Raw genomic sequence first — 21,334 nt, 5'->3', positions numbered from 1 at the left:
GTTACACCTAAATTGGTAGCGTCGTTCACGTTCTGTCTCTCACCCGAGGCAGGCCGCCCGGGGGAGGAATCGCATGCTCGACGAGAAATTTGTGCGACGCGGCCTGTTCCTCGTCTTCCTCATCCTGTTCCTGGATATCCTCGGCATCGCGATCATCGTTCCGGTGTTGCCGACCTATCTCGAGGAGCTGACCGGATCCAATGTCAGCGAGGCGGCGATCGACGGCGGCTGGCTACTGCTCGTCTATGCGGCGATGCAGTTTCTCTTCGCCCCGCTGATCGGCAATCTCAGCGACCGATTCGGCCGACGCCCGGTCCTGCTCGCATCTGTCTTCACCTTCGCGCTCGACAATCTGATCTGCGCGCTCGCGACCAGCTATTGGATGCTGTTCATCGGCCGCATTCTCGCCGGCATCAGCGGGGCGAGCTTCGGCACCGCATCGGCCTATATCGCCGACATCAGCAACGACGGAAACCGCGCCAAGAATTTTGGGTTGATCGGCATTGCCTTCGGGACTGGCTTCGCCCTTGGTCCTGTGCTTGGCGGCCTGCTCGGAGAACTAGGGCCGCGCGTGCCGTTCTACGGTGCCGCAGCACTCTCCTTCCTGAATTTCATCCTCGGCGTGTTTCTGCTGCCGGAGACACTGGATCGGGCCAATCGCCGCCGCTTCGAGTGGAAACGCGCCAATCCGCTCGGCGCTCTGAAGCAGATGCGTAACTATCCCGGCATCGGCTGGGTCGGTTTGGTGTTCTTTCTCTTCTGGCTCGCCCATTCCGTCTATCCAGCCGTCTGGTCCTTCGTATCCAACTATCGTTATGGCTGGAGCGAGGGGCAGATCGGGCTTTCACTCGGGATCTTCGGCATTGGCGGCGCATTCGTCATGGCCGTCATTCTGCCGCGTGTCGTGCCGCGGCTTGGCGAGTGGCGGACGGCGGTACTCGGACTGACCTTCACGACGCTCGGCGCCATCGGCTATGCCGGCGCCTGGCAGGGATGGATGATCTATGCGGTGATCATCGCAACCGCGCTCGAAAGCCTCGCCGACCCGCCGCTGCGCAGCATCGCCGCCGCGCATGTCCCACCGTCGGCACAGGGAGAACTTCAGGGTGCGCTGACCAGCATCGGCAGCATCACCACGATCATCGGCCCGCTGATCTTCACTCAGGCCTTCGGCTACTTCACCAGCCCCAGCGCTCCCGTCGCTTTCGCCGGTGCGCCCTATGCGCTTGCGAGTTGCTTCCTCGTCGGCGCGCTCGTCGTCTTCCTGTTGAAGATCCCCAGGAGCAGCGCGGTCGGGCCACAAGCATTGGAGACCGACGCGCCGGTCGTTGCCGCAGCAGCGGAAGCGGTTGGGATGGTCGAGCGGCCGAGAATGCACGGAAATTGATCAATTTTCGTGATCTATCGATGAAAGTTTGAGCAATGTCGCCCTAGCGGCTGGCTCTTTTCCCGGCGGTATTCTATTTCCGGTTTTCCTCCCTCCGACTTCCAGTTGCGGCCCGGGGCCGCGCCGACTGCCAGGAATCTGCCATGCTGACCGCGAATGCGAGCTCGATGCCGTTGACGACCGACAACTCCTGGCGGACGCATTATCGCGCGAGCTTCTATCTCGGCGTGCCGTTCGTCGGTGCCCAGCTTGCTCAACTCGCGATCAACACGACGGACGTTCTGATGGTCGGCAAGCTCGGCGCAACCGAGCTTGCCGCGATCATCCTGGCGACGCAGATGTATTTCACGGTCTACATCTTCGGCAGCGGCTTTGCGAACGCGGTCGTGCCGATGGCAGCGCAGGCCGTGGGGCGGGGCGACAAGGTCTCTGTGCGCCGCTCCGTGCGCATGGGGATGTGGGTCGTCCTGCTCTATGGCGTGCTGACGGCGCCGATCCTCTGGATGGCCGAACCGATCCTGCTCTTTGCCGGGCAGCAGCCAAAGGTGGCAGCGCTTGCGGCCGAATATATCCACGTTGCGCAATGGGCGATCTTCCCGGGCCTCATCTTCATGGTGCTGCGAGCATTCCTGAGCGGTTTGGAGCGGGCAGGGGTCATTCTCTACGTGACGCTGGCGACGCTCGTGCTCAATGCCACCCTTTGCTACGTGCTGATCTATGGCCATTTCGGCTTCCCTCAGCTCGGCATCTTCGGTGCTGCGGTTGCGGCCCTTGGCGTGGCGCTCCTCGGCGCGGCGCTGACGATCGGCTATATCAAGAGCAAGCCTGAGCTCAACCGGTACGAACTCTTCGTCCGCTTCTGGCGGCCCGACTGGGTTGCTTTCCGCGAAGTCGTCTATCTCGGCATTCCGATCTCGCTGACGATCCTCGCCGAGGTCAGCCTCTTCACCGTCGCGTCGCTGCTGATGGGCACGATCGGCACGATCGAGCTTGCCGCGCACGGCATCGCGCTGCAGTTCGCCTCCATCGCCTTCATGATCCCGCTTGGTATCGCGCAGGCGGCCACGGTTCGCGTCGGGCTTGCCTTTGGTCGCGGCGACATGCTGGGCGTGCGGCGCGCGGCGATTGCGTCTCTGGTCCTCGGTGCCGGCTTTGCCGTCGTCGGGAGCGCGATCTATGCGTTTTTCCCGGGCCAGCTCGCCGCGCTCTATCTCGATACCGACCGGCCGGATGCCGCCGCCGTGCTTGCCTTTGCCGCGCCGCTCATCGTCATTGCCGGCGCCTTCCAGCTCGTCGATGGCATGCAGGCAATCGCTGCCGGCATGCTGCGCGGCCTGAAGGACACCAAGGTGCCGATGCTGCTGGCGATGATATCCTATTGGCCGATCGGCTTTGTCTGCGCCTGGGCTTTCGCCTTTCCGTTCAACTTTGGCGGAATCGGCGTCTGGTTCGGGTTCGTCCTCGGCCTTGCGGCGGCAGCACTATTGTTGAATTGGCGCTTCTTCCGGATGATCAAGGGGATTTCGACAAGGGCTGCCCAACCGGCCAAGGCGCTGTGAACGCCCAGCAAAGAAAAAAGCCGGACGGGCAGGGGATGCCGTCCGGCTTGCAATGGCGGTCGCCTCAGGGGAAGGGAAGGAACGACGGCCGCTTATTACCAAGCTTCATTCGCGAAGCCGTTGGGCTGCTAGACGTTGAAACCGTCGAGCCGCTCCGAACCCTGACGATCGCGCTGGAGGTCGCGTATCGTCCGGGCAAAATCGATCAAAAAGACGAAACTGATGACCGCCGCCGCGATCATGAACAGGGTGGCCATGACGCCCTCCATCAACGGAAGATCTTCTGGGTCACGTATTGCTCGCGCCGGTCACGGGACTCGTTGCGAAGTCCTTGAATCGTCGCGAAAAGCATCGTGAAAAACATCACCATCGAAAACAGAGCAAGTCCCATAGCCGTAATCCTTTCGCATCGTAAACGGCAGTACGTTCGAAAAGTTCCGTTGTTTATGGCGCTACACTAACGTTCTGCGTGTGAAGCACCTTTGAACATGGCATTCATCTAGCATTCATTCTTTCTGCCTCGCTGTTTCCCAGGGAACAGCCCTTAGCTATCGGCACAACTCTTGCGGTCCGTCGCCGTACGTGACAAAAGGCTTCACCAAACGGAAACAGGTGCGATGACCACGGCATTCTATCCCGGCTCCTTCGATCCGATGACGAACGGGCATCTCGACGTGCTCGTGCAGGCACTGAACGTGGCGGCGAAGGTCATCGTCGCCATCGGCATCCATCCGGGGAAGGCGCCGCTGTTTTCCTTCGAAGAACGCGCCGAGCTCATCCGTCAGTCGCTGCAGGAGTTTCTCCCCGAAAGGGCCGGTGACATCGAAGTCGTCGCCTTCGACAATCTGGTCGTCGACGCCGCGCGCGCCCGCGGCGCGAAACTGCTGGTGCGCGGGCTTCGCGACGGCACGGACCTCGACTACGAAATGCAGATGGCCGGTATGAACCGGCAGATGGCCCCCGACATCCAGACGTTATTCTTGCCCGCCGGCACGGCATCGCGGCCCATAACGGCCACATTGGTCCGCCAGATCGCCGCCATGGGCGGTGACGTCAGCGCCTTCGTGCCCGCGGCAGTTTACCAAGCGCTGCAGGCCAAACGCCGCGCCTGACGCGCGGCACAATTTCACCACGCAGGGAGAAACCATGAAAATCCTCCACCTCGCTTTCGCCGGCGCCCTTGCGCTTGCCTCCTGGACGGGAACGGCGATCGCACAATCGGCCGACAACTTCATCACGATCACGCTCAAGGATGGCCCTGTTGTCGTTGAACTGCGTCCGGACATTGCTCCGAAGCATGTCGAGCAGATCAAGGCGCTTGCCGCCGCCGGCGAATATGACAACGTTGCCTTTCACCGCGTGATCAAGGGCTTCATGGCCCAGACCGGCGACGTGCAGTATGGCGACATGGAAAACGGCTACCAGCCGCAGGCTGCCGGCACCGGTGGCTCCTCGCGGCCTGACCTGCCGGCGGAGTTCTCCGACGTTCCGTTCGAACGCGGCACGGTCGGCATGGCCCGCTCACAGGACCCGAACAGCGCCAATTCGCAGTTTTTCATCATGTTCGCACCGGGCGACTTCCTGAACGGCCAGTATACTGTCGTCGGCAAGGTCGTTTCCGGCATGGAAAACGTCGACAAGATCAAGCTCGGCGACGATGCCAACAACGGCTCCGTCACCGATCCCGACCGCATGATCAGCGTCAAGGTCGGCAAGTAAAGTCAACAGAAGGAGAAAACCCATGGCCGAGATCAAGGATCCGGAAAACACGATCATCATGGAGACCACCAAGGGCAAGATCGTCATCGAGCTTCTGCCTGACGTCGCTCCGGGTCATGTCGCCCGCATCAAGGAACTGGCTCGCGAAGGTGCCTATGACGGCGTGGTGTTCCACCGCGTGATCGAGGACTTCATGGCTCAAACCGGCGACGTACAGTACGGCAAGACCGGCGGCGAGCACTTCAACCCGGCGCGTGCTGGCATGGGCGGCTCCTCCAAGCCGGATCTGAAGGCCGAATTCTCGAATGTCAGCCACGTTCGCGGCACCTGCTCGATGGCCCGCAGCCAGATGCCGAACTCGGCAAACTCGCAGTTCTTCATCTGCTTCACCGATGCCCCCTGGCTCAACAAGCAATACTCCGTTTGGGGCCAGGTCATCGAGGGCATGGACAATGTCGACAAGATCAAGCGCGGCGAACCGGTGCGCGATCCCGACTCGATCGTGACGATGCGGGTTGCCGCCGACGCCTGATTTGCGCTAATGCACGGACCCGCCCCGGTCGCCAACTGCGCCGGGGCGGGTTTGCTTTTGTCTGAAGATAACGATGCGCGTAGACCTGTTCGACTTCGACCTTCCGGAAACCTCGATTGCGCTTAGGCCCGCAAGCCCGCGCGACAGCGCCCGCATGCTCGTCGTTCGCCCTGATGGCCCGGAAGTTCTGTCCGACAAGGGCGTGCTCGATCTGCCGTCGTTCCTCAGGGAAGGCGACGCACTGGTCTTCAACGACACCAAGGTCATCCCGGCACAATTGGAAGGCATTCGCCGCCGCGGCGAGGAGATCACCACGCCCGTTTCGCTGACCCTGCACATGCGGACGGCACCCGATCGCTGGAAGGCCTTTGCCCGCCCGGCGCGGCGACTGAAGGTCGGTGACCGCATCGCCTTTGGCCATGAAGGCGCGAGCTGCATGCTCGGCACGCTCGACGCGACCGTGGAAGAGAAGGGCGATGCCGGCGAGGTGACGCTGCGCTTCGACCTTTCGGGACCCTCGCTCGACGAGGCGATCATGGCGGTCGGCCACATTCCCTTGCCACCCTACATCGCCTCGAAGCGCGCCGAAGACGCCCGAGACCGCGCTGACTACCAGACGATGTATGCCCGGGAGGAAGGCGCCGTTGCCGCGCCCACGGCAGGGTTGCACTTCACCGACCGTCTCTTCGCCAAGCTCGACGAGGCCGGCATCGAACGGCACTTCGTCACGCTGCACGTCGGGGCGGGAACGTTCCTGCCGGTCAAGGCGGACGACACCGATGATCATGTGATGCATCAGGAGATCGGCCATGTCGACGCCCGCACCGCCGAACGGCTCAATGCCGTCAAGGCGAGGGGCGGGCGCATCGTCTGCGTCGGCACGACTTCGCTGCGGCTGATCGAGAGCGCGACTTCCGAAGACGGCGTCATCAGTCCGTGGTCCGGGCCAACCGGCATCTTCATTACGCCCGGCTATCGCTTCCGCGCCGTCGACATGCTGATGACCAATTTCCACCTGCCGAAATCGACGCTGTTCATGCTGGTCTCGGCCTTCTCGGGCCTGGAGACGATGCGTGCGGCCTACACACATGCGATCGAGACCGGCTACCGCTTCTATTCCTATGGCGATGCCAGCCTGCTTTTCCGGAAAGACTAGATGACCGAGACCTTCCAGTTCAAGCTCCACAAAACCGACGGCAAGGCACGCCGCGGCGAGGTTTCCATGCCGCGCGGCACGATCCGCACGCCGGCTTTCATGCCTGTCGGCACGGTCGGCACGGTCAAGGCGATGTATCTCGACCAGGTGAAGGATCTCGGCGCCGACATCCTTCTTGGCAACACCTACCACCTGATGCTGCGCCCCGGCGCCGAGCGCGTCGCCCGGCTTGGCGGCCTGCACGGGCTGATCCGCTGGCAGGGACCGATCCTCACCGATTCGGGCGGCTTCCAGGTCATGTCACTTGCGGGCCTGCGCAAGCTCGACGAGCAGGGCGTCACCTTCAAGAGCCATGTCGACGGTGCAATCTTCCATATGTCGCCGGAACGCTCGATCGAGATCCAGGGTCTGCTCGACAGCGATATCCAGATGCAGCTCGACGAGTGCGTGGCGCTGCCGGCCGAGCCCAAGGAAATCGAGCGCGCGATGGAAATGTCGCTGCGCTGGGCCGAGCGCTGCAAGGTCGCCTTCGGCGACCAGCCGGGCAAAGCGATGTTCGGCATCGTGCAGGGTGGCGATATCCCGAAGCTGCGCGAGCGTTCGGCCGAGGCTCTCAAGGGCCTCGACCTCAAGGGATACGCCGTCGGCGGTCTCGCCGTCGGCGAGCCGCAGGAGGTGATGCTGCGTATGCTCGACATCACCTGCCCAATCATGCCGGTGGACAAGCCGCGCTATCTGATGGGTGTAGGCACGCCCGACGATATCCTGCGGTCGGTGGCCGAAGGCATCGACATGTTCGACTGCGTGATGCCGACCCGCTCCGGGCGCCACGGTCTCGCTTTCACGCGCCACGGCCGCATCAACCTGCGCAACGCGCGGCACGCCGAAGACATGCGCCCGCTCGACGAGCAGTCGTCGTGCCCAGCGACGCGCGACTATTCGCGCGCTTATCTGCATCACCTGATCCGTTCGAACGAGTCGCTCGGCGGCATGCTTCTGAGCTGGAACAACCTGGCCTACTATCAGGAACTCATGGCCGGCATTCGCTTGGCGATCGACGAGGGGCGTTTTGCCGACTTCATGGCCGAAACCCAGGAAAACTGGCGGCGAGGGGACCTGCCGCCGGTATGAGGCGCGATAGCGCTCAGATCGCGGGCCCTGGCGCCGACTGGAGCATCATCACGGCATTGATCTTGTAGCTGCCATCCGGCTGCTTCACGAGCTGGTAGATCGCCGTCCAGTCCTTGCCATCGGGGGCCGAGATCAGCACCTCCTGGATAACCTGATCGCCCACGACCTTCGACCGGCCAAAGGCGAAATTGCCGGGCCGGTAAACCGGCTGATAGCCGCGCTTGACCATGTCGAAGAAGGTGGACTTGTCGGGAAACTTGCCGCGGATCTCGGGCGAGGCGAAGGAATAGGCGGCCTCCGCATCGTCACGCAGAAAGGCGGCGATCTGCTCCTGTATGATTGATCGCGCCGTATCGACAGGCTCTTCGGCGCGTGCGGCACCCGCCGCGACAAGTTGGGCCGCCAGGCTGAGGGCAATGGCAAAGGTCCTGAACATCGCCGATCTCCATAGCCAGAGCTGAAGAGCATAGGACAGTCGCGCGCTTTGGAAACGACAGCTTCGGCAGCGATATCGGATCTCCAGCTCATATTGGATAGAATAAACTATTTAATTTCAATATCTTATTTCGCAATACAGAGACATTTATTTAAATATCATAAGTTAGTGCTATTTGCGCGTTGGATTTGATCACGCCGGGCGAGCGACGGCAAGTTAGAAGCGGACCCGCTACATGCAAGGGCGAACAGTATCGTTCGCTCGAACTTGCTGGAACGTCGCCTCGAACCGCCACTTGGGCTCACTACGCCGCGCGCTGCTTGGGTGGCTCCGTAGAGATAGAGCGCCATGCTGGCGTTGGCGTCTCGCCGGTCGAATAGGTTCCGATCAGTGCTCTGCCTGCGCCAGGCGATTTCAGTCGCAACGGCAGATAGCGCTGCTTGGTTTCCTGCTGCAGACGCTCGGCGATACCGGAAAGGCGCTCCGGCTGAGGTGAGGTCGTGCGCTCTTCGCCGACATTGGCGGCGGCAAAGCCGAGCGCTTCAGTCGGTGATGGTCTCAACCACGCTTCACGTCGCCGGTCTTCCGCCGAGTGTTGACGTTTGGCCAGCCTGGCATCCAAGAGGCGACGACCGTTGCATATGAAAATGAAATCCGCCCTGGCTACATACAATGTGGCGGCCAGGTTGAAATGTCCGTTCCGGCGCAAAGTAGAAATGTCACTTTGGGTACGTCTTCAGCCATTTAGAAATACGACACCCGGCATCTCCACTTGCGCTGCGGCAAGCCCCCGACCGGACCGGCTGGGCCGGGTTGCAAGGGAAGGGAGGGGGCGGATGAGACGCACCCATCGGCTTTAGCTTGGACAGTTGAAGCAGCCGGTCATTCCGCCGCATCGAGGTCAGAGAGCGCCTGTCGCCGCCGGGCAATGACCGCAGGATCGTTCATGAAATCCTTCCGACGTCCCGGGCCGCGCGCGCGTCGAACGTAGCCATTCTTCTCGCTGTTCGTCTTCACGGCCGGCTGCGTCTGCTGCTCCTGACGTTCCTTGATGTAGGCCAGGACATCACCGAGCCTTTTGTTCTCGGTGATCGCCGCATGCGTCACCCGCTGGTCCTTGTCGAACACCCGGTAGGGTAGGGAATGCCCCTTCCAGCGCACATCCAGCCTGCCGTCGGCAAGCGCGTAGGTCTCGACATAGCGACCGACCAGCCCGCGCGTCACCTCGTTCTCTTCCAGCATGATCCGCTGGCGCTCGAACGAAAACGTCAACTGGGCACCGACATAACGCTGCTCACGTTTGCATAGCACGTCGCGCAGCCGATTCGGGGCAAGGTTCAGCGGCCGATGCAGATCATCAGATCGGGCAGGGGTAATGGCAAACTGGCGGTTATAGCGCTCCATGAACCGAGGCAGGAAAGCGTTGCCGTCGTCCATGCCGCAGATGCCCTCCAGGCGCAGATCCTTAATCAACCGGTCCTGTAGCGTCCGGTTCATCCGCTCGACCCGGCCCTTGGCTTGGCTCGAGTTTGCGCAAAGAATCTCGATGTTTAACTCGCAAAGTGCACGCCCGAACTGGGTCATGCCCTGACCGCCCTTGGCATCCTTCTTCGCAACCCGGAACACCGAATGCTTGTCGGAATAGAAGGCGACTGGAGCACCATGCGCCTTGAGATAGAGCTCCAGCGCCTCGAAATAGCTGAACGCACTTTCCGAGCGTACAAACCGCAACTGCATCAGCTTGCCGGTCGCATCATCGATGAACACCAGCAATGAACATGGGTCACCACGATCCTCGAACCAACGATGCTCGGATCCATCGATTTGCACCAGTTCACCGTAGGCCTCGCGCCGCAACCGCGGCTGATGAAACGTCCGTCGCTGCTTGCGCGACAGCCACAGACCGGCCTCCGACATCCATTGGCGCAAGGTCTCGCGCGACACCGTCAGACCATCACGCTCCGCAAGCTTCTCGGCCGCCAACGTTGGTCCGAAGTCGGCATAACGCTCGCGAACGAGCGTCACTGCATAATCCCGGACACCGTCGTTGATCCTGTTGTTCGAGGGCCGGCCGATTGCCTTGTGCCGGATCGACGCCGCACCGCCGGTGTTGATCCGCTCCAGCAAGCGACGCACCTGGCGCGTGCTCAGCTCAAGCACGCGCGCCGCCGACACCAGCGTCATGCGTCCGGCGGTCACTTTCGACAAAACCTCGATCCGCTGCAGATCACGCTCGCTCATCGCAATCAATCCCATCCGCAATCTCCCAGGTCATCAAAACGCGGGGAGAGTGACATTCCAACTTTGCAGGATCAGGACACTTTAACTTTGCGGCTATATACAAAGATCACATAAGATAGATTATGGAACTTACGTATATGCCGGAAAACATGGATTGCGCACTGTTCCTTGCCTTGCCGAGCTTGACCCGGCCTTTCCGGGCTGCTTAGCGTTCCAGCGACAGACACCTCTTTCAAGGCCAGATGTGATGAGCGAATTGCGCGTTCTTTCAGATGCTTTCATTCCGGAACTGCCAAACCGCTACAAAGGCAAAGTTCGTGAAAATTACGATCTGCCCGACGGCAACCGGATCATCATCGCCACGGATCGGCTGAGCGCCTTCGACGTCATCCTGACCTCCATTCCGCACAAGGGTCATGTCTTGACCCAGACCGCGCGCTACTGGTTCAAGGAAACGGCCGACATCTGCCCGAACCATGTGGTCAGCTATCCGGACCCCAATGTCGTGATCGGCAAGCGGCTCGACATCCTGCCGGTCGAGGTCGTCGTGCGCGGCTATCTTGCCGGGACCACGAGCACCTCGATCCTGACGAAGTACCGCAACGGCGAACGTGAGATGTACGGCATCACCTTGCCGGACGGCATGCGCGACAACGAGAAGCTGCCGCAGCCGATCATTACGCCCACCAGCAAGGCTTTCGACGGCGGTCACGACGAGCCGCTCTCGGCCGAAGCGATCCTCGAGCAAGGACTGCTGACGAAAGAACAACTGGATACGGTCTGGCAATATGCGCTGGCTCTGTTTGCCCGTGGCCAGCAGCGCGCCGCCGAGCGCGGCCTGATCCTCGTCGACACCAAATACGAGTTCGGAACCGACGAGAACGGCACGATCATTCTCGCCGATGAGATCCACACGCCCGATAGCAGCCGCTACTGGATTGCCGACAGCTACCAGCAGAGCTTCGAACACGGTGAACGCCCGAAAAGCTTCGACAAGGATTTCGTGCGCGCCTGGGTCACCGCGCGCTGCGATCCCTACAAGGATCCGATTCCGGAAATTCCCGTCGACCTCATCGAGCAGACCTCGGCGGTTTATATCGAGGCTTTCGAGAAGATCACCGGCCAGCGCTTCGTTCCGGACCTATCAGGCGCTACGGTACTGGAGCGCATCCGCTCCAATCTCGCACCCTATTTTTCCAAATGAATCCGCATATTAGAGAGTGATTCTAATCTAATCTACCCATTATCGGCGGGTGCCGGATCGTCGACGTCGAACTCGAGCCGCATCATGTCGTAGGCCGGCTCGATGTGGTCGGGCGTTTCGCCCTGAACCGTGTCGTAATCCAGCGGCACGTGCATGTGTGTCAGTACCGCCCGCTTTGGCTGCAGCTTAGCGATCCAGCCGAGCGACTGCACCAGCGACAGGTGGCTCGGGTGGAACTTGTACTGCAGCGTATCGATGACCAGGAGATCGAGACCGTCGAGCTTGGCGATGGTTTCGGCAGGAAAATCACTGACATCGCTGCAATAGGCGAAATCGCCGATACGGAACCCCAGCGAATGGATATTACCGTGAAACTGCATCAGCGGCCGGAACGGGATCGGCCCGCCGGCGCCGGTGATCACGATGGGCGATAGATCGTCGGGAATGATCCGTGGCTCGACAATCGGCGGGTAACCGCTGCCGGGAGGTGATTGCAGGCAATAACCGAAGCCTTCGCGGATTCGCCCCATGGTGTAGGCATCGGCCCAGATTGGCACCCTTCTCCGGTTTTCAATGACGTAACCGCGCAGGTCGTCGATGCCGTGCAAGTGATCGGCATGGGCGTGGGTATAGAGCACCGCATCGATGTGGCGCACCGCTGCTGCAACCATCTGCGCACGAAAATCCGGCCCGGTGTCGATGACGACGGTCGTCTTGCCGCCATCGGGCGCGGTTTGTTCAACCAGCAAAGCCGCGCGCATGCGCCGGTTCTTTGGGTTTTCAGGATTGCAGGCGCCCCAGTCACCGGTAATGCGCGGCACGCCCGGCGACGAGCCGCAGCCGAGAATGGTGAAGGCGCGCCGGAACGCCATGTCAGATCCTCGGCATCTTGGAGAAGATGCGAAAGGCGTTTTCCGTGGTGATCGTTGCGATCTCCTCCTTGCTCACACCAATCGTTTCGGCGAGCACGGCAGCCGTATGGGCGACATAGGCCGGCTCGTTGCGCTTGCCGCGGAACGGCTTCGGCGCGAGATAAGGCGCGTCGGTCTCGACGATCATCCGGTCGTGCGGCACGGTCTTGGCGATCTCGCGCAGCTCTTCGGATTTCGGAAAAGTCAGGATTCCCGAGAAGGACACGTAGCCGCCGAGTTCGACGCCGATACGGGCGAGGTCAGGACCGGACGAGAAGCAGTGCAGAAGGAAAGGGAAGGCCCCCTTCCCGGTTTCCTCGGTCAGGATCGCCGCCATGTCCTCGTCGGCCGAACGGCTGTGAATGACGAGCGGCAGACCGGTCTCGCGCGCTGCGGCGATATGACGGCGCAGGCCCTCTGCCTGGGCATCGCGCGGCGCGTTGTCGTAGAAGTAGTCGAGACCCGCCTCGCCGATCGCAACCACCTTCGGATGTGCCGATAGCCGGACAAGGTCTTCGGTCGTGATGTCCAGTTCCTCATCCGCATTGTGCGGATGGGTGCCGACGGAACAGAAAACGTTCGGATAGGATTCGGCAATCGAAAGGATCGTCTCGAACCGCTTCACGCGGGTCGAGATCGTGATCATCTGCTCGACACCGGCCTCGTGCGCCCGCGCGACAATGGCATCACGCTCCGCTTCGAAGTCGGGGAAATCCAGATGGCAATGCGTATCGATCAGCATGCTCAAAGTGCCTTATTGCGCTTCCGGTGCAACATAGCGCGGGAAGACCGGCTTCGGTGCCTCTAGCGGTGTACCCGAGACAAGGCGTCCCGCCTCGCCGAGTGCTGCGAAGTCGCGCTTGTCTGCCGGAGCGGAGACGAGATCGAGCAGCTTTGCCGACGATTCCGGCATGAACGGCTGCAGCAGGATGGCGATCTGGCGTACGACTTCGGCGGTGACATAAAGCACGGTTCCCATGCGCGCCGGATCGGTCTTCTTCAGCGCCCAGGGCTCCTGGCCGGCGAAATATCGGTCCGTCTCCGAGACGACGGCGATGATCGCCGCCAATGCCCGGTGGATCATCTGCTTGCCCATCTCGTCGCGCGTCGTTTCCAGCAGCGCGTCGGCGGCCGCCAGCATCGCCTTGTCCTCGTCGGTCAAGGTACCGCAGACCGGGATCTGGCCGTCGCAGTTCTTGACGATCATCGACAGCGAGCGGCTCGCCAGGTTGCCGATACCGTTGGCGAGGTCGGAGTTGATGCGGGTGGCGATCCCCTCCTCGCTGTAGCTGCCGTCCTGACCGAAGGAGACTTCACGCAGAAAGAAGTAGCGGATCTGGTCGAGGCCGAAATGCTCGACGAGATTGAACGGATCGACGACGTTGCCGAGCGACTTCGACATCTTCTCGCCCTTGTTGAGCAGGAAGCCGTGGGCGAAAACGCGCTTCGGCAGCGATAGGCCGGCCGACATCAGGAACGCCGGCCAGTAGACCGCGTGGAAGCGGATGATATCCTTGCCGATCACATGGATATTCGCCGGCCAGAACTTGGCGCGCGGCCCCTTGGGATCATCGAGATAGCCAGTGGCGGTGAGGTAGTTGGTCAGCGCGTCGACCCAGACATACATCACATGCGCCGGGTCGTTCGGAACCTTGATGCCCCAGTCGAAGGTCGTGCGCGAAACCGAGAGGTCCTTGAGACCCGATTTCACGAAGGAAATCACTTCATTGCGACGCTCGGCCGGACCGATGAAATCAGGGTTTTCCTCGTAATGCTTCAGGAGCTTCTCCTGATAGGCGGAGAGGCGGAAGAAGTAGCTCTGCTCCTCGACCCATTCGACCGGCGTTCCCTGCGGGCCGTAGCGGACGCCATCGTCGCGCAGTTCGGTCTCGTTCTCCTGGTAGTAGGCTTCGTCGCGTACCGAATACCAGCCGGCGTAGGAATCCTTGTAGAGATCGCCCGCCTCGCCCATGCGGATCCAGATCGCCTGCGACGCCTCGTGGTGGCGCTTCTCGGTCGTGCGGATGAAGTCGTCGTTGGACGCGTTCAGAAGCACCGCCATCTTCTGAAATTCCGCGGAGTTGCGGTCGGCCAGCTCCTGCGGCGTCACGCCTTCCTTGCGCGCCGTCTGTTGCATCTTCTGGCCGTGCTCGTCCGTACCGGTCAGGAAGAACACGTCACGTCCGTCGAGGCGCTGGTAGCGCGCCATGGCATCGGTCGCGATCAACTCATAGGCATGGCCGATATGCGGCCGGCCGTTCGGGTAGGAAATCGCGGTGGTGATGTAGAAAGGGGACGTGTCTCTCATAGGCGGATTCAATCTATCTCGGATTAAGCTACGCACGCTCTTAGCGCATACGCTTAAAGGAAGAAACATGCGATCCGTGAAAAGGCCCGCCGGAGAGATCGCCGCCGATGCCGTCAACCTTGCGCAATCTGCACGCACGAACTAGAACAAAACAGAAACAAAAGGAAGAGGGTGAGTCATGCTGGAGCGACTTGGCAGCCAATTTGAAACCGCCTCCGCCGGCTATGCCGGCGCGCACGGGATCGAGCGCGATGCCGACTGGTTCATCCTGAAGATGCAGGAGGAACTTGGGGAGTTGACCCAGGTGTGGAACAAGCTCAGCGGTCGTGGCCGGCGTCACGGCAAATCAGCGGAGGAACTCACGGCGCTGATGGCTGACGAGACCGCTGACCTGCTCGGGCATGTCCTGCTTTTCGCTCACCATCATAAGCTCGACCTGCCGGCGGCAATCGAGCGCAAATGGCGCTTCCAGGCAACGCTATAGTGCCGCCTTCATGTCGTCGAGCAGCGACAGGATGGTTTGCTTGCGGTCGAGATTGTAGGCGTCGCTGACGGTCAGGCGCTCGCTCACGGAGGCCGATAGCCGCGCGAAGCGCTCGGCGCGCATGATGTCTCCGGCAATCGCGGCCTCTCGCGCGTCGCGCATGATGCGGTCGCTGGCGAGTGCCTGGAAAAACTCGAAGATCGTTTCGCTGTCCTTGCCCGAAAGCACGTCCGCCAGCTTGTGCATGTCCTTGCGGACCGCCGGGCCCTGCCCTGCGAGGATCCCATCGAAGGTCGCGGCGATCTCCAGCCCACCATAATTGATGAGCTTCAGCGCTTCGGCGACGCTGCCATTGGCCGCCGCGACGATGCGCTCGGCATTTTCGCCCTCGATATCGAAACCGAGATGAGCCAGTGCCTGACGGAGCGGCGCGGCGTCGAGCGGCTTCAGCCGTAGCGGCAGGCAGCGCGAGCGGATCGTCGGCAACAATTTTCCAGGCGCATGCGTCAGCACCAGGAAGAGCGAGCGGCGCGGCGGCTCCTCGAGGATCTTCAGGATGGCATTGGCAGCATTGCGGTTGAGGTCGTCGGCGGGGTCGATGATGACGATGCGCCAGTTACCCGTACCAGACGTCTGGCTGAAGAACTTGCCGGCCCGCCGAACCTCGTCGACCGTGATCGCGCCCTTCGCCCTGCCCGTCTTTTCATCGATCGGTCGCGTCAGGTGCAGCAGATTGTGCGAGGCGCCCGAAGCAAACTGCCTCCCGATGGCGGAAGACGGATCGGGATCGGAAAGCGCGTCAGGCGCTTCAGCGGGTTCGGGATGTTTGAGAATGTGGTGCGCAAAGCGGAAGGCAAGCGTCGCCTTGCCGATCCCCTCCGGCCCTTCGATCAGGATCGCGTGGTGCCCCTTGCCGGAGCGATAGCTCTGCGCCAGGAAGCTTTCCGCCTGTTCGTGGCCGAACAGCCGATTGTTCTCGGCGGGCGCGATGGCGCCATCCAGGACGCCGGCTCTTTCCGCGCTCATGACACGACTTCCTCGGTCGCGGCGTCGGCGCCGTTACCGTGCGGTAGCAAGGACTCCACAAGCGAGAGCACCTCGGCGGCGATGGCTTCGACGGGCTGCGTCGCGTCGACCACCCGGCATCGCTCGGAATCGCGCCTGGCGATATCGAGAAAGGCCTCCCGCCGTTTTTCGTGGGTCTCCAGTTGCTCCTTTTCGAAGCGGTCGGGATTATCGTCGCCGGCGCGGCGCTGCGCCCGCTCGAGGCCGATGCTGGCCGGCAGATCGAAAATCACGGTCAGATCCGGCACGACGCCGTTGATCGCCACACGCTCCAGGCTCTCGACGAAGCTTTGCTCGAGATTGCCGGTGATGCCTTGGTAGACGCGCGAGGAATCCATGAACCGGTCGCAAAGCACGATCGTGCCCTTTTCGAGCGCCGGGCGGATGACCTCTTCGACGTGGTCGCTGCGGGCCGCGGCAAAGAGAATCGCTTCCATCTTAACCCCGAAGGCCTCCGCCGCCCCCGAAAGCAGCACGTGGCGGACCGCTTCGGCGCCGGGCGATCCCCCAGGCTCGCGCGTCGTCAGCACCTCGTAGCCGCGGGCGCGCAGGGACTCGGCCAGGAGGCGGAGCTGCGTCGACTTGCCGGCACCCTCCCCGCCCTCGAATGTTACGAACAGACCTTTTTTCAGCGACACCATGCTTTCCCATATCGGCATGCGACCCCGGTCATGATGATTAGGTCGACTCGACCCACTCATCATGACCGGCTCTCATAAGTTAGACCGGGATGCGGGCGGAAAACCGCACACGCCGTTCATCATCCCGCTCCGGCCCTGTTTAGCCGATTGGTCCGCGGTGCGAAACCGTCAGGCGGCGATGAATTGGCGGAAACAACCTCGCGCAAATAGGGCGACTAAATCCAGAAGAACAGCAGCTCCTGCAGCGCATCGAGAGCGCGACTGGTCAACGTGCCCTGCCCCACGGCGTTGGCGGTCTTGACCGGCACTTCGCGCAGCAGTTTCTCGCCATTCCACAATTTGACGACGCCGACCTCCGTTCCAGCCGTCACCGGTGCACGCAAGGGCCACTTGTAGACGATCCGTGCCGTCAGCCGTTCCGGGTTGTCGACCGGCAACAGCAGGTCGACGGGACCGCCGGCCACCAGGGGGACGTGAGACGCATCGCCGCCATAGACGGCCGCTTCGCCGATCGCTTCCCCGTAGGCAAAAATCCGCTTCTTCTCGAAGGCGGTCATTGCCCAATCGAGTACCTTGCGGCTCTCCTCGATGCGCTCCTTGTCGGTTTCGAGGCCGCCCATGGCGAGATAGACGCGGCGATCGCCGCGCTGCAGCGAGGCGGCGAGCGAGAAGCCGAAGCCTTCGGCAAAACCGGTCGCCAGGCCGTCCACACCGATATTGGCCGAGATCAGCGGGTTCTTGTTGCGTTGCAGGATCTTGTTCCACTCAAACTCCGGCTGCGAATAGAGCCGGTAGAGATCCGGATGGGCCTCATGGAGATGTCGAATGAGCGTTACCAGTTCGCTCATCGTGATCTGGTTGCCCGGATCAGGCAGCCCCGTGGCATTGCGGAACGTCGCAATCGGCATGCCGAGCTCGCGAGCGCGCGCCGTCATGCGCTCGGCAAAGGCGCCCTCGTTGCCGGTCATGCCTTCGGCAAGGATGATGCAGGCATCATTGGCGAGCTGCACCGCGACACCCTGCAGGAGGTCGGCGACACGGATTCGGGATTTTAACGCCGCAAACATCGTCGAAGTGCCGGCCGGGGCGCCACCGGTACGCCAAGCGTGTTCGGACACGTCGAAGGTGGTTTCGGGGGAAAGCTCGCCCTTGCCGAGTGCCTCGGCCACGACCTCCATGGTCATCAGCTTGGCGAGAGATGCGGGCGGGATCGGCTGGTTTTCGGCGCGCGAGAAAAGCACGGTGCCGGTTTCGGCATCGACCAGCAGGATCTGCTTTGCCTTGGTGTCGAAGGCAGGCGCCGGTGTCTGCGCGAGTACGGCACCAGCAAACAATGCAACGCCGAAAAACACCGCCGAAAACATCTTCATGCGCATGGGAAACTCCGGTTTCCCCTTGGCCATAGCAGCGTGGTCATTTTGGCACAACGCCGCCAGCGGTTATCGGACGGAACTGCTGAACTTCTGGCGCTTCGCGTAATCGACAATCACCTGGGGGGTAAGCTGCTTCTTGTCGACCATGATCGCTTCAAACGGCGATTCGGCGTCGCTGACGCGAACTTCGTAGTAGGCAGCCGCATAGGCCATGTTGCCGTCGGGCATCGGGATGAATTCAGGACGCTCGCGCGGGATCGGGCCGATCTCCGGCAGCATCACGAATTCGTTGAGCGACTCTGGCTGGGCGAACTGCGGCACGGGCGCGGCGAGCGCCGTCACCGGTTCGCTGACATCAAGCGATGCCTTTGCGGGAACGGTGAGCGTGCCGAGGCTCTGATTGCGGAACGGCTCGTTCGAAGCAACCATCACGCCGGTTGCGATCTGGCCTTCCGGCATCACGCTCGGGCCACGTTCGCCTTTCTGGACATAAGAAGCCATCAGATAGGGCATGTCGTTACCTTCGAGCGGCGCGCGGCCGACATATTGTACGCGCACCTGCGCGCTGCCCTTGCGCTTGATGTCGAGCATATCGGCGGTCTTCGAGGAAACGTCGATGATGCGGCCATATTCATAGGGGCCACGGTCGTTGACGCGCACGATCACCGACGCGCCATTTTCCATATTGGTGACGCGCGCATAGCTCGGCAGCGGGAACGTCGGATGGGCGGCCGACAGATGCGCCTTGTCGTAGACCTCGCCGTTGGCAGTCAGGCGGCCGTGAAATGCCGAGCCGTACCAGGAAGCGACACCGGTCTTGTTGTAGCCGAAGTCCTCCTTCGGCTGATACCACCTGCCCTTGACCTGATAGGCCTTGCCGACCTGGTAACGTCCGCCGCCCTTGGGGATATTGTTTCCAGTCGCAACGCGCGGGCTCGCCTTCACGCCATAAACGGATTCGGCGAAGTATTCCTTGCTGCGCGACTTGGACTTCTTGATGCTCGACGTGGATCCGCAGGCCGCAAGCGTTACGCACAGCATGGGGACCGCCGCAAGGCGCAGTCCCTTGACCAGATATGCCGCATTTTTACTGGATGTCATCTGTCCCACAACATCGATCGAATAAGCCGTACTCGAAACCTTCCGCTCATGCCCCCAGCGGAAATCTCGGCGTCCCGAAACGGAACAGTCGATCAAACATGACAGCAACAAGGCAAAAATGCGAACTCATCCACAGATCAGCGCCGGATTTCATGCGTTATGGTTTACAGATGGTTACCGGCGGAGCAGGCCTGCGCTCTCAAGCACTATCACCGAGAAAATCTTTCGGCGATGCATGTTAAATCTTGCAAAGCAACAGGGCTTCGCGCAATAACGCCGTGCCCGGTAGGCCGTTAGCTGCCGACTTCAGGCAAGGACAGGTGGCCGAGTGGTTTAAGGCTCTGGTCTTGAAAACCAGCGTACGGGAAACCGTACCGTGGGTTCGAATCCCACCCTGTCCGCCATTGACCTCTCGGAAATACGCTGACGTCGGCGCGGTTATCAAAGCACCTTACTTCAGCGAGCACCGCTGCCGCAAAACCGTAGCTCCCGTTCTCCGCCTTTCTGGGGGCGCGTGACGTAAAACAGTCACAGCTTGCACTCAAAGAGCTGTTGAACACGTCAGCGTGACCGCCAGGCTTGCTGGACTTCGGAACGAAAGCGCGGTTCACATCGTTAACCGCCCCGTAGTCCCACCCTTGCATCAAAGTGGACGATCACCGTGCTTGCCGCCCTGCTCCTCGCTTCGATAGTCGCATCGCCCAATATGCCCGATGTCAAGCTCAGCGCCGCCACGGTTGACGAACTGCAGACGGATTTCGAAACCGCCGTTCCTTGCCATCAGATCGACGGACGCAAAGTGTGGAAGGGCGCGATTGCGTTCTACATCCAGTCGTTCGTGTATGATGGCGACACGCCTGTTGCGACCGATGCGGCGGACGCCGTGCTTCCCGAAGACAACACCCCCGAGACGGTGAAGGAATTCGAAGACGCCTGCTCCACCACGCAGCCGGCCTAAAGCGCCGTGCGTTCCGATGAACGCACCGAGGTCGCCCTGGCACGCTTGTTTCCGGAGCATCTTTCCGCTCCCAGCGATTCCACTTGAACGCAGGATCACCTGGCCTGCTCCACAAAAACGCTCACGAATCGTTCGAATCAACCTCACGGTCCCGCCAGGTTGCCACGTCGCAGACCCTATTTCGCGCGTATTCATCGCCCAAACCCGCCTTGCTCCCGCAAAAGTGACCGATTGACAGGCGCAGACGCACCAATTGCCTGAATTCACGGAATTTTAGGCACTTGCAGAACACATATGGAACAGATAGTGTCTGTTCTTGATTTGTTTCACGCCTCTGGAGCGACGTGCCATGCTGACCCGCAAGCAACAGGAATTGCTTCTGTTCATTCACGAACGCATGAAGGAGTCGGGCGTCCCGCCGTCATTTGATGAAATGAAGGATGCGCTCGACCTGGCGTCGAAATCCGGCATTCACCGCTTGATCACGGCGCTCGAAGAACGCGGGTTCATTCGCCGTCTGCCGAACCGGGCCCGTGCGCTCGAGGTCATCAAGCTTCCGGAAGCCTACGCATCCAGCCAGCAGCAGCCGCGGCGCGGCTTCTCGCCGAGCGTGATCGAGGGAAGCCTCGGCAAACCGGCTGCACCTCCCCCTGCCGCGCTGCCGAAGCCGGCGCCCGTGGCCGAAAACACTTCGGTTTCCGTGCCGGTTATGGGCCGCATCGCTGCCGGTGTGCCGATCTCGGCCATCCAGAACAACACGCATGACATCACCGTTCCGCTCGACATGATTGGCAACGGCGAACACTACGCCCTCGAAGTCAAGGGCGACTCGATGATCGAAGCCGGCATCTTCGACGGCGACACGGTGATCATCCGCAATAGCAACACGGCCAATCCCGGCGATATTATCGTGGCGCTCGTGGACGATGAGGAAGCGACGCTGAAGCGCTTCCGGCGCAAGGGCGCATCGATTGCGCTCGAAGCCGCGAATCCCGCCTACGAGACACGGATTTTCGGGCCCGATCGGGTGAAGATCCAGGGCAAGCTCGTCGGACTGATCCGCCGCTACCACTGACCTCCGGACAAGATCTGGCGTTTGACAGGGCCTCGCCGCTGTAAGCAGCGGCG

General features: G+C 61.5%; 22 protein-coding genes and 1 tRNA gene. 12 read left to right on the top strand and 11 right to left on the bottom strand.

Translation table 11 applies throughout. The features are described from left to right. Positions 1 to 73: 73 nt before the first annotated feature. Together QM996_RS07155 and QM996_RS07150 are read left to right on the top strand one after the other, a co-directional pair. Entirely contained in the window at positions 74 to 1,387 is a 1,314-nt protein-coding gene (locus QM996_RS07155; protein ID WP_500269832.1) for a TCR/Tet family MFS transporter, read from the top strand. 143 nt (positions 1,388 to 1,530) lie between these two features. Next, complete coding sequence (locus QM996_RS07150; protein WP_500269831.1) at positions 1,531 to 2,946, top strand: MATE family efflux transporter; 1,416 nt, start codon at positions 1,531 to 1,533, stop codon at positions 2,944 to 2,946. Between the two features lie 128 nt (positions 2,947 to 3,074). Here QM996_RS07150 and QM996_RS07145 read toward each other — a convergent pair whose 3' ends face one another. Then, complete coding sequence (locus tag QM996_RS07145) at positions 3,075 to 3,203, bottom strand: hypothetical protein (protein WP_255571450.1); 129 nt, start codon at positions 3,201 to 3,203, stop codon at positions 3,075 to 3,077. 360 nt (positions 3,204 to 3,563) lie between these two features. On the opposite strand from QM996_RS07145, the gene coaD reads away from it, so the two are divergent. The 5 genes from coaD to tgt all read left to right on the top strand — a co-directional run bounded on the left by coaD (position 3,564) and on the right by tgt (position 7,484). After that, the gene (coaD, locus tag QM996_RS07140; RefSeq protein ID WP_173516535.1) at positions 3,564 to 4,058 is read left to right on the top strand and encodes a pantetheine-phosphate adenylyltransferase; all 495 of its coding nucleotides are present in this window, start codon (positions 3,564 to 3,566) and stop codon (positions 4,056 to 4,058) included. Positions 4,059 to 4,092: 34 nt separating this feature from the next. Continuing rightward, positions 4,093 to 4,665, top strand: coding sequence for a peptidylprolyl isomerase (locus QM996_RS07135; protein WP_429815256.1), 573 nt, complete (start codon positions 4,093 to 4,095; stop codon positions 4,663 to 4,665). A gap of 22 nt (positions 4,666 to 4,687) precedes the next feature. Beyond that, positions 4,688 to 5,197, top strand: a complete 510-nt coding sequence (locus QM996_RS07130; protein ID WP_057250311.1) for a peptidylprolyl isomerase — start codon at positions 4,688 to 4,690, stop codon at positions 5,195 to 5,197. A 73-nt stretch (positions 5,198 to 5,270) separates the two neighbouring features. Next, the gene (queA, locus tag QM996_RS07125; protein ID WP_500269830.1) at positions 5,271 to 6,353 is read left to right on the top strand and encodes an S-adenosylmethionine:tRNA ribosyltransferase-isomerase; all 1,083 of its coding nucleotides are present in this window, start codon (positions 5,271 to 5,273) and stop codon (positions 6,351 to 6,353) included. Beyond that, positions 6,354 to 7,484: a tRNA guanosine(34) transglycosylase Tgt gene (gene tgt / locus QM996_RS07120; protein ID WP_500269829.1), complete on the top strand. Its 1,131-nt coding sequence runs from the start codon at positions 6,354 to 6,356 to the stop codon at positions 7,482 to 7,484. Positions 7,485 to 7,497: 13 nt separating this feature from the next. On the opposite strand, the gene QM996_RS07115 is transcribed toward tgt, so the two are convergent. The 3 genes from QM996_RS07115 to QM996_RS07105 form a co-directional block, all read right to left on the bottom strand. Further along, positions 7,498 to 7,920: a DUF4864 domain-containing protein gene (locus QM996_RS07115; protein WP_500269828.1), complete on the bottom strand. Its 423-nt coding sequence runs from the start codon at positions 7,918 to 7,920 to the stop codon at positions 7,498 to 7,500. 304 nt (positions 7,921 to 8,224) lie between these two features. After that, positions 8,225 to 8,482, bottom strand: a complete 258-nt coding sequence (locus QM996_RS07110; RefSeq protein ID WP_500269827.1) for a hypothetical protein — start codon at positions 8,480 to 8,482, stop codon at positions 8,225 to 8,227. A 320-nt stretch (positions 8,483 to 8,802) separates the two neighbouring features. Further along, positions 8,803 to 10,176: an ISNCY family transposase gene (locus tag QM996_RS07105; protein ID WP_500269826.1), complete on the bottom strand. Its 1,374-nt coding sequence runs from the start codon at positions 10,174 to 10,176 to the stop codon at positions 8,803 to 8,805. 241 nt (positions 10,177 to 10,417) lie between these two features. On the opposite strand from QM996_RS07105, the gene QM996_RS07100 reads away from it, so the two are divergent. After that, positions 10,418 to 11,365: a phosphoribosylaminoimidazolesuccinocarboxamide synthase gene (locus QM996_RS07100; RefSeq protein WP_500270269.1), complete on the top strand. Its 948-nt coding sequence runs from the start codon at positions 10,418 to 10,420 to the stop codon at positions 11,363 to 11,365. Positions 11,366 to 11,397: 32 nt separating this feature from the next. Here QM996_RS07100 and QM996_RS07095 read toward each other — a convergent pair whose 3' ends face one another. The 3 genes from QM996_RS07095 to metG are packed head-to-tail and all read right to left on the bottom strand — an operon-like array spanning position 11,398 to position 14,584. Further along, positions 11,398 to 12,237, bottom strand: coding sequence for an MBL fold metallo-hydrolase (locus QM996_RS07095; RefSeq protein WP_500269825.1), 840 nt, complete (start codon positions 12,235 to 12,237; stop codon positions 11,398 to 11,400). A gap of 1 nt (position 12,238) precedes the next feature. Further along, positions 12,239 to 13,018, bottom strand: coding sequence for a TatD family hydrolase (locus tag QM996_RS07090; RefSeq protein ID WP_500269824.1), 780 nt, complete (start codon positions 13,016 to 13,018; stop codon positions 12,239 to 12,241). 12 nt (positions 13,019 to 13,030) lie between these two features. Next, the gene (metG, locus tag QM996_RS07085; protein WP_500269823.1) at positions 13,031 to 14,584 is read right to left on the bottom strand and encodes a methionine--tRNA ligase; all 1,554 of its coding nucleotides are present in this window, start codon (positions 14,582 to 14,584) and stop codon (positions 13,031 to 13,033) included. Positions 14,585 to 14,762: 178 nt separating this feature from the next. Between metG and QM996_RS07080 the strand changes: the two genes are divergently transcribed. After that, on the top strand, positions 14,763 to 15,068 hold the full coding sequence (locus tag QM996_RS07080; protein WP_500269822.1) for a nucleoside triphosphate pyrophosphohydrolase family protein: 306 nt from the start codon (positions 14,763 to 14,765) through the stop codon (positions 15,066 to 15,068). On the opposite strand, the gene QM996_RS07075 is transcribed toward QM996_RS07080, so the two are convergent. The 4 genes from QM996_RS07075 to QM996_RS07060 all read right to left on the bottom strand — a co-directional run bounded on the left by QM996_RS07075 (position 15,063) and on the right by QM996_RS07060 (position 19,248). Continuing rightward, on the bottom strand, positions 15,063 to 16,094 hold the full coding sequence (locus QM996_RS07075) for a DNA polymerase III subunit delta' (protein WP_500269821.1): 1,032 nt from the start codon (positions 16,092 to 16,094) through the stop codon (positions 15,063 to 15,065). The two genes, QM996_RS07080 and QM996_RS07075, sit on opposite strands and share 6 nt — an antisense overlap. Then, on the bottom strand, positions 16,091 to 16,774 hold the full coding sequence (gene tmk, locus QM996_RS07070) for a dTMP kinase (protein ID WP_500269820.1): 684 nt from the start codon (positions 16,772 to 16,774) through the stop codon (positions 16,091 to 16,093). The genes QM996_RS07075 and tmk overlap by 4 nt, the downstream gene beginning before the upstream one ends. Positions 16,775 to 16,989: 215 nt before the next feature. Further along, on the bottom strand, positions 16,990 to 18,150 hold the full coding sequence (locus QM996_RS07065; protein WP_500269819.1) for a D-alanyl-D-alanine carboxypeptidase family protein: 1,161 nt from the start codon (positions 18,148 to 18,150) through the stop codon (positions 16,990 to 16,992). Between the two features lie 63 nt (positions 18,151 to 18,213). Then, positions 18,214 to 19,248, bottom strand: a complete 1,035-nt coding sequence (locus QM996_RS07060; RefSeq protein WP_500269818.1) for a septal ring lytic transglycosylase RlpA family protein — start codon at positions 19,246 to 19,248, stop codon at positions 18,214 to 18,216. A 314-nt stretch (positions 19,249 to 19,562) separates the two neighbouring features. Between QM996_RS07060 and QM996_RS07055 the strand changes: the two genes are divergently transcribed. The 3 genes from QM996_RS07055 to lexA all read left to right on the top strand — a co-directional run bounded on the left by QM996_RS07055 (position 19,563) and on the right by lexA (position 21,281). Further along, positions 19,563 to 19,652 (top strand) — tRNA-Ser (locus QM996_RS07055). A 257-nt stretch (positions 19,653 to 19,909) separates the two neighbouring features. Next, the gene (locus QM996_RS07050) at positions 19,910 to 20,206 is read left to right on the top strand and encodes a hypothetical protein (protein ID WP_500269817.1); all 297 of its coding nucleotides are present in this window, start codon (positions 19,910 to 19,912) and stop codon (positions 20,204 to 20,206) included. Between the two features lie 349 nt (positions 20,207 to 20,555). Continuing rightward, on the top strand, positions 20,556 to 21,281 hold the full coding sequence (lexA, locus tag QM996_RS07045) for a LexA family protein (protein ID WP_500269816.1): 726 nt from the start codon (positions 20,556 to 20,558) through the stop codon (positions 21,279 to 21,281). Positions 21,282 to 21,334 lie beyond the last annotated feature (53 nt).

Origin of the sequence: Sinorhizobium chiapasense, assembly GCF_045277575.1 — a bacterium.
GTDB classification, from domain to species: domain Bacteria; phylum Pseudomonadota; class Alphaproteobacteria; order Rhizobiales; family Rhizobiaceae; genus Ensifer; species Ensifer chiapasense_A.
This window is presented reverse-complemented; position numbering and strand designations above follow the sequence as displayed.

Bases quoted from the DNA above. Each gene is read 5' to 3' on its own strand.
- QM996_RS07155 (WP_500269832.1), top strand. From the start codon at position 74: ATGCTCGACGAGAAATTTGTGCGACGCGGCCTGTTCCTCGTCTTCCTC.
- QM996_RS07150 (WP_500269831.1), top strand. From the start codon at position 1,531: ATGCTGACCGCGAATGCGAGCTCGATGCCGTTGACGACCGACAACTCC.
- QM996_RS07145 (WP_255571450.1), bottom strand. From the start codon at position 3,203: ATGGCCACCCTGTTCATGATCGCGGCGGCGGTCATCAGTTTCGTCTTT.
- coaD (WP_173516535.1), top strand. From the start codon at position 3,564: ATGACCACGGCATTCTATCCCGGCTCCTTCGATCCGATGACGAACGGG.
- QM996_RS07135 (WP_429815256.1), top strand. From the start codon at position 4,093: ATGAAAATCCTCCACCTCGCTTTCGCCGGCGCCCTTGCGCTTGCCTCC.
- QM996_RS07130 (WP_057250311.1), top strand. From the start codon at position 4,688: ATGGCCGAGATCAAGGATCCGGAAAACACGATCATCATGGAGACCACC.
- queA (WP_500269830.1), top strand. From the start codon at position 5,271: ATGCGCGTAGACCTGTTCGACTTCGACCTTCCGGAAACCTCGATTGCG.
- tgt (WP_500269829.1), top strand. From the start codon at position 6,354: ATGACCGAGACCTTCCAGTTCAAGCTCCACAAAACCGACGGCAAGGCA.
- QM996_RS07115 (WP_500269828.1), bottom strand. From the start codon at position 7,920: ATGTTCAGGACCTTTGCCATTGCCCTCAGCCTGGCGGCCCAACTTGTC.
- QM996_RS07105 (WP_500269826.1), bottom strand. From the start codon at position 10,176: ATGGGATTGATTGCGATGAGCGAGCGTGATCTGCAGCGGATCGAGGTT.
- QM996_RS07095 (WP_500269825.1), bottom strand. From the start codon at position 12,237: ATGGCGTTCCGGCGCGCCTTCACCATTCTCGGCTGCGGCTCGTCGCCG.
- QM996_RS07090 (WP_500269824.1), bottom strand. From the start codon at position 13,018: ATGCTGATCGATACGCATTGCCATCTGGATTTCCCCGACTTCGAAGCG.
- metG (WP_500269823.1), bottom strand. From the start codon at position 14,584: ATGAGAGACACGTCCCCTTTCTACATCACCACCGCGATTTCCTACCCG.
- QM996_RS07080 (WP_500269822.1), top strand. From the start codon at position 14,763: ATGCTGGAGCGACTTGGCAGCCAATTTGAAACCGCCTCCGCCGGCTAT.
- QM996_RS07075 (WP_500269821.1), bottom strand. From the start codon at position 16,094: ATGAGCGCGGAAAGAGCCGGCGTCCTGGATGGCGCCATCGCGCCCGCC.
- tmk (WP_500269820.1), bottom strand. From the start codon at position 16,774: ATGGTGTCGCTGAAAAAAGGTCTGTTCGTAACATTCGAGGGCGGGGAG.
- QM996_RS07065 (WP_500269819.1), bottom strand. From the start codon at position 18,150: ATGCGCATGAAGATGTTTTCGGCGGTGTTTTTCGGCGTTGCATTGTTT.
- QM996_RS07060 (WP_500269818.1), bottom strand. From the start codon at position 19,248: ATGACATCCAGTAAAAATGCGGCATATCTGGTCAAGGGACTGCGCCTT.
- lexA (WP_500269816.1), top strand. From the start codon at position 20,556: ATGCTGACCCGCAAGCAACAGGAATTGCTTCTGTTCATTCACGAACGC.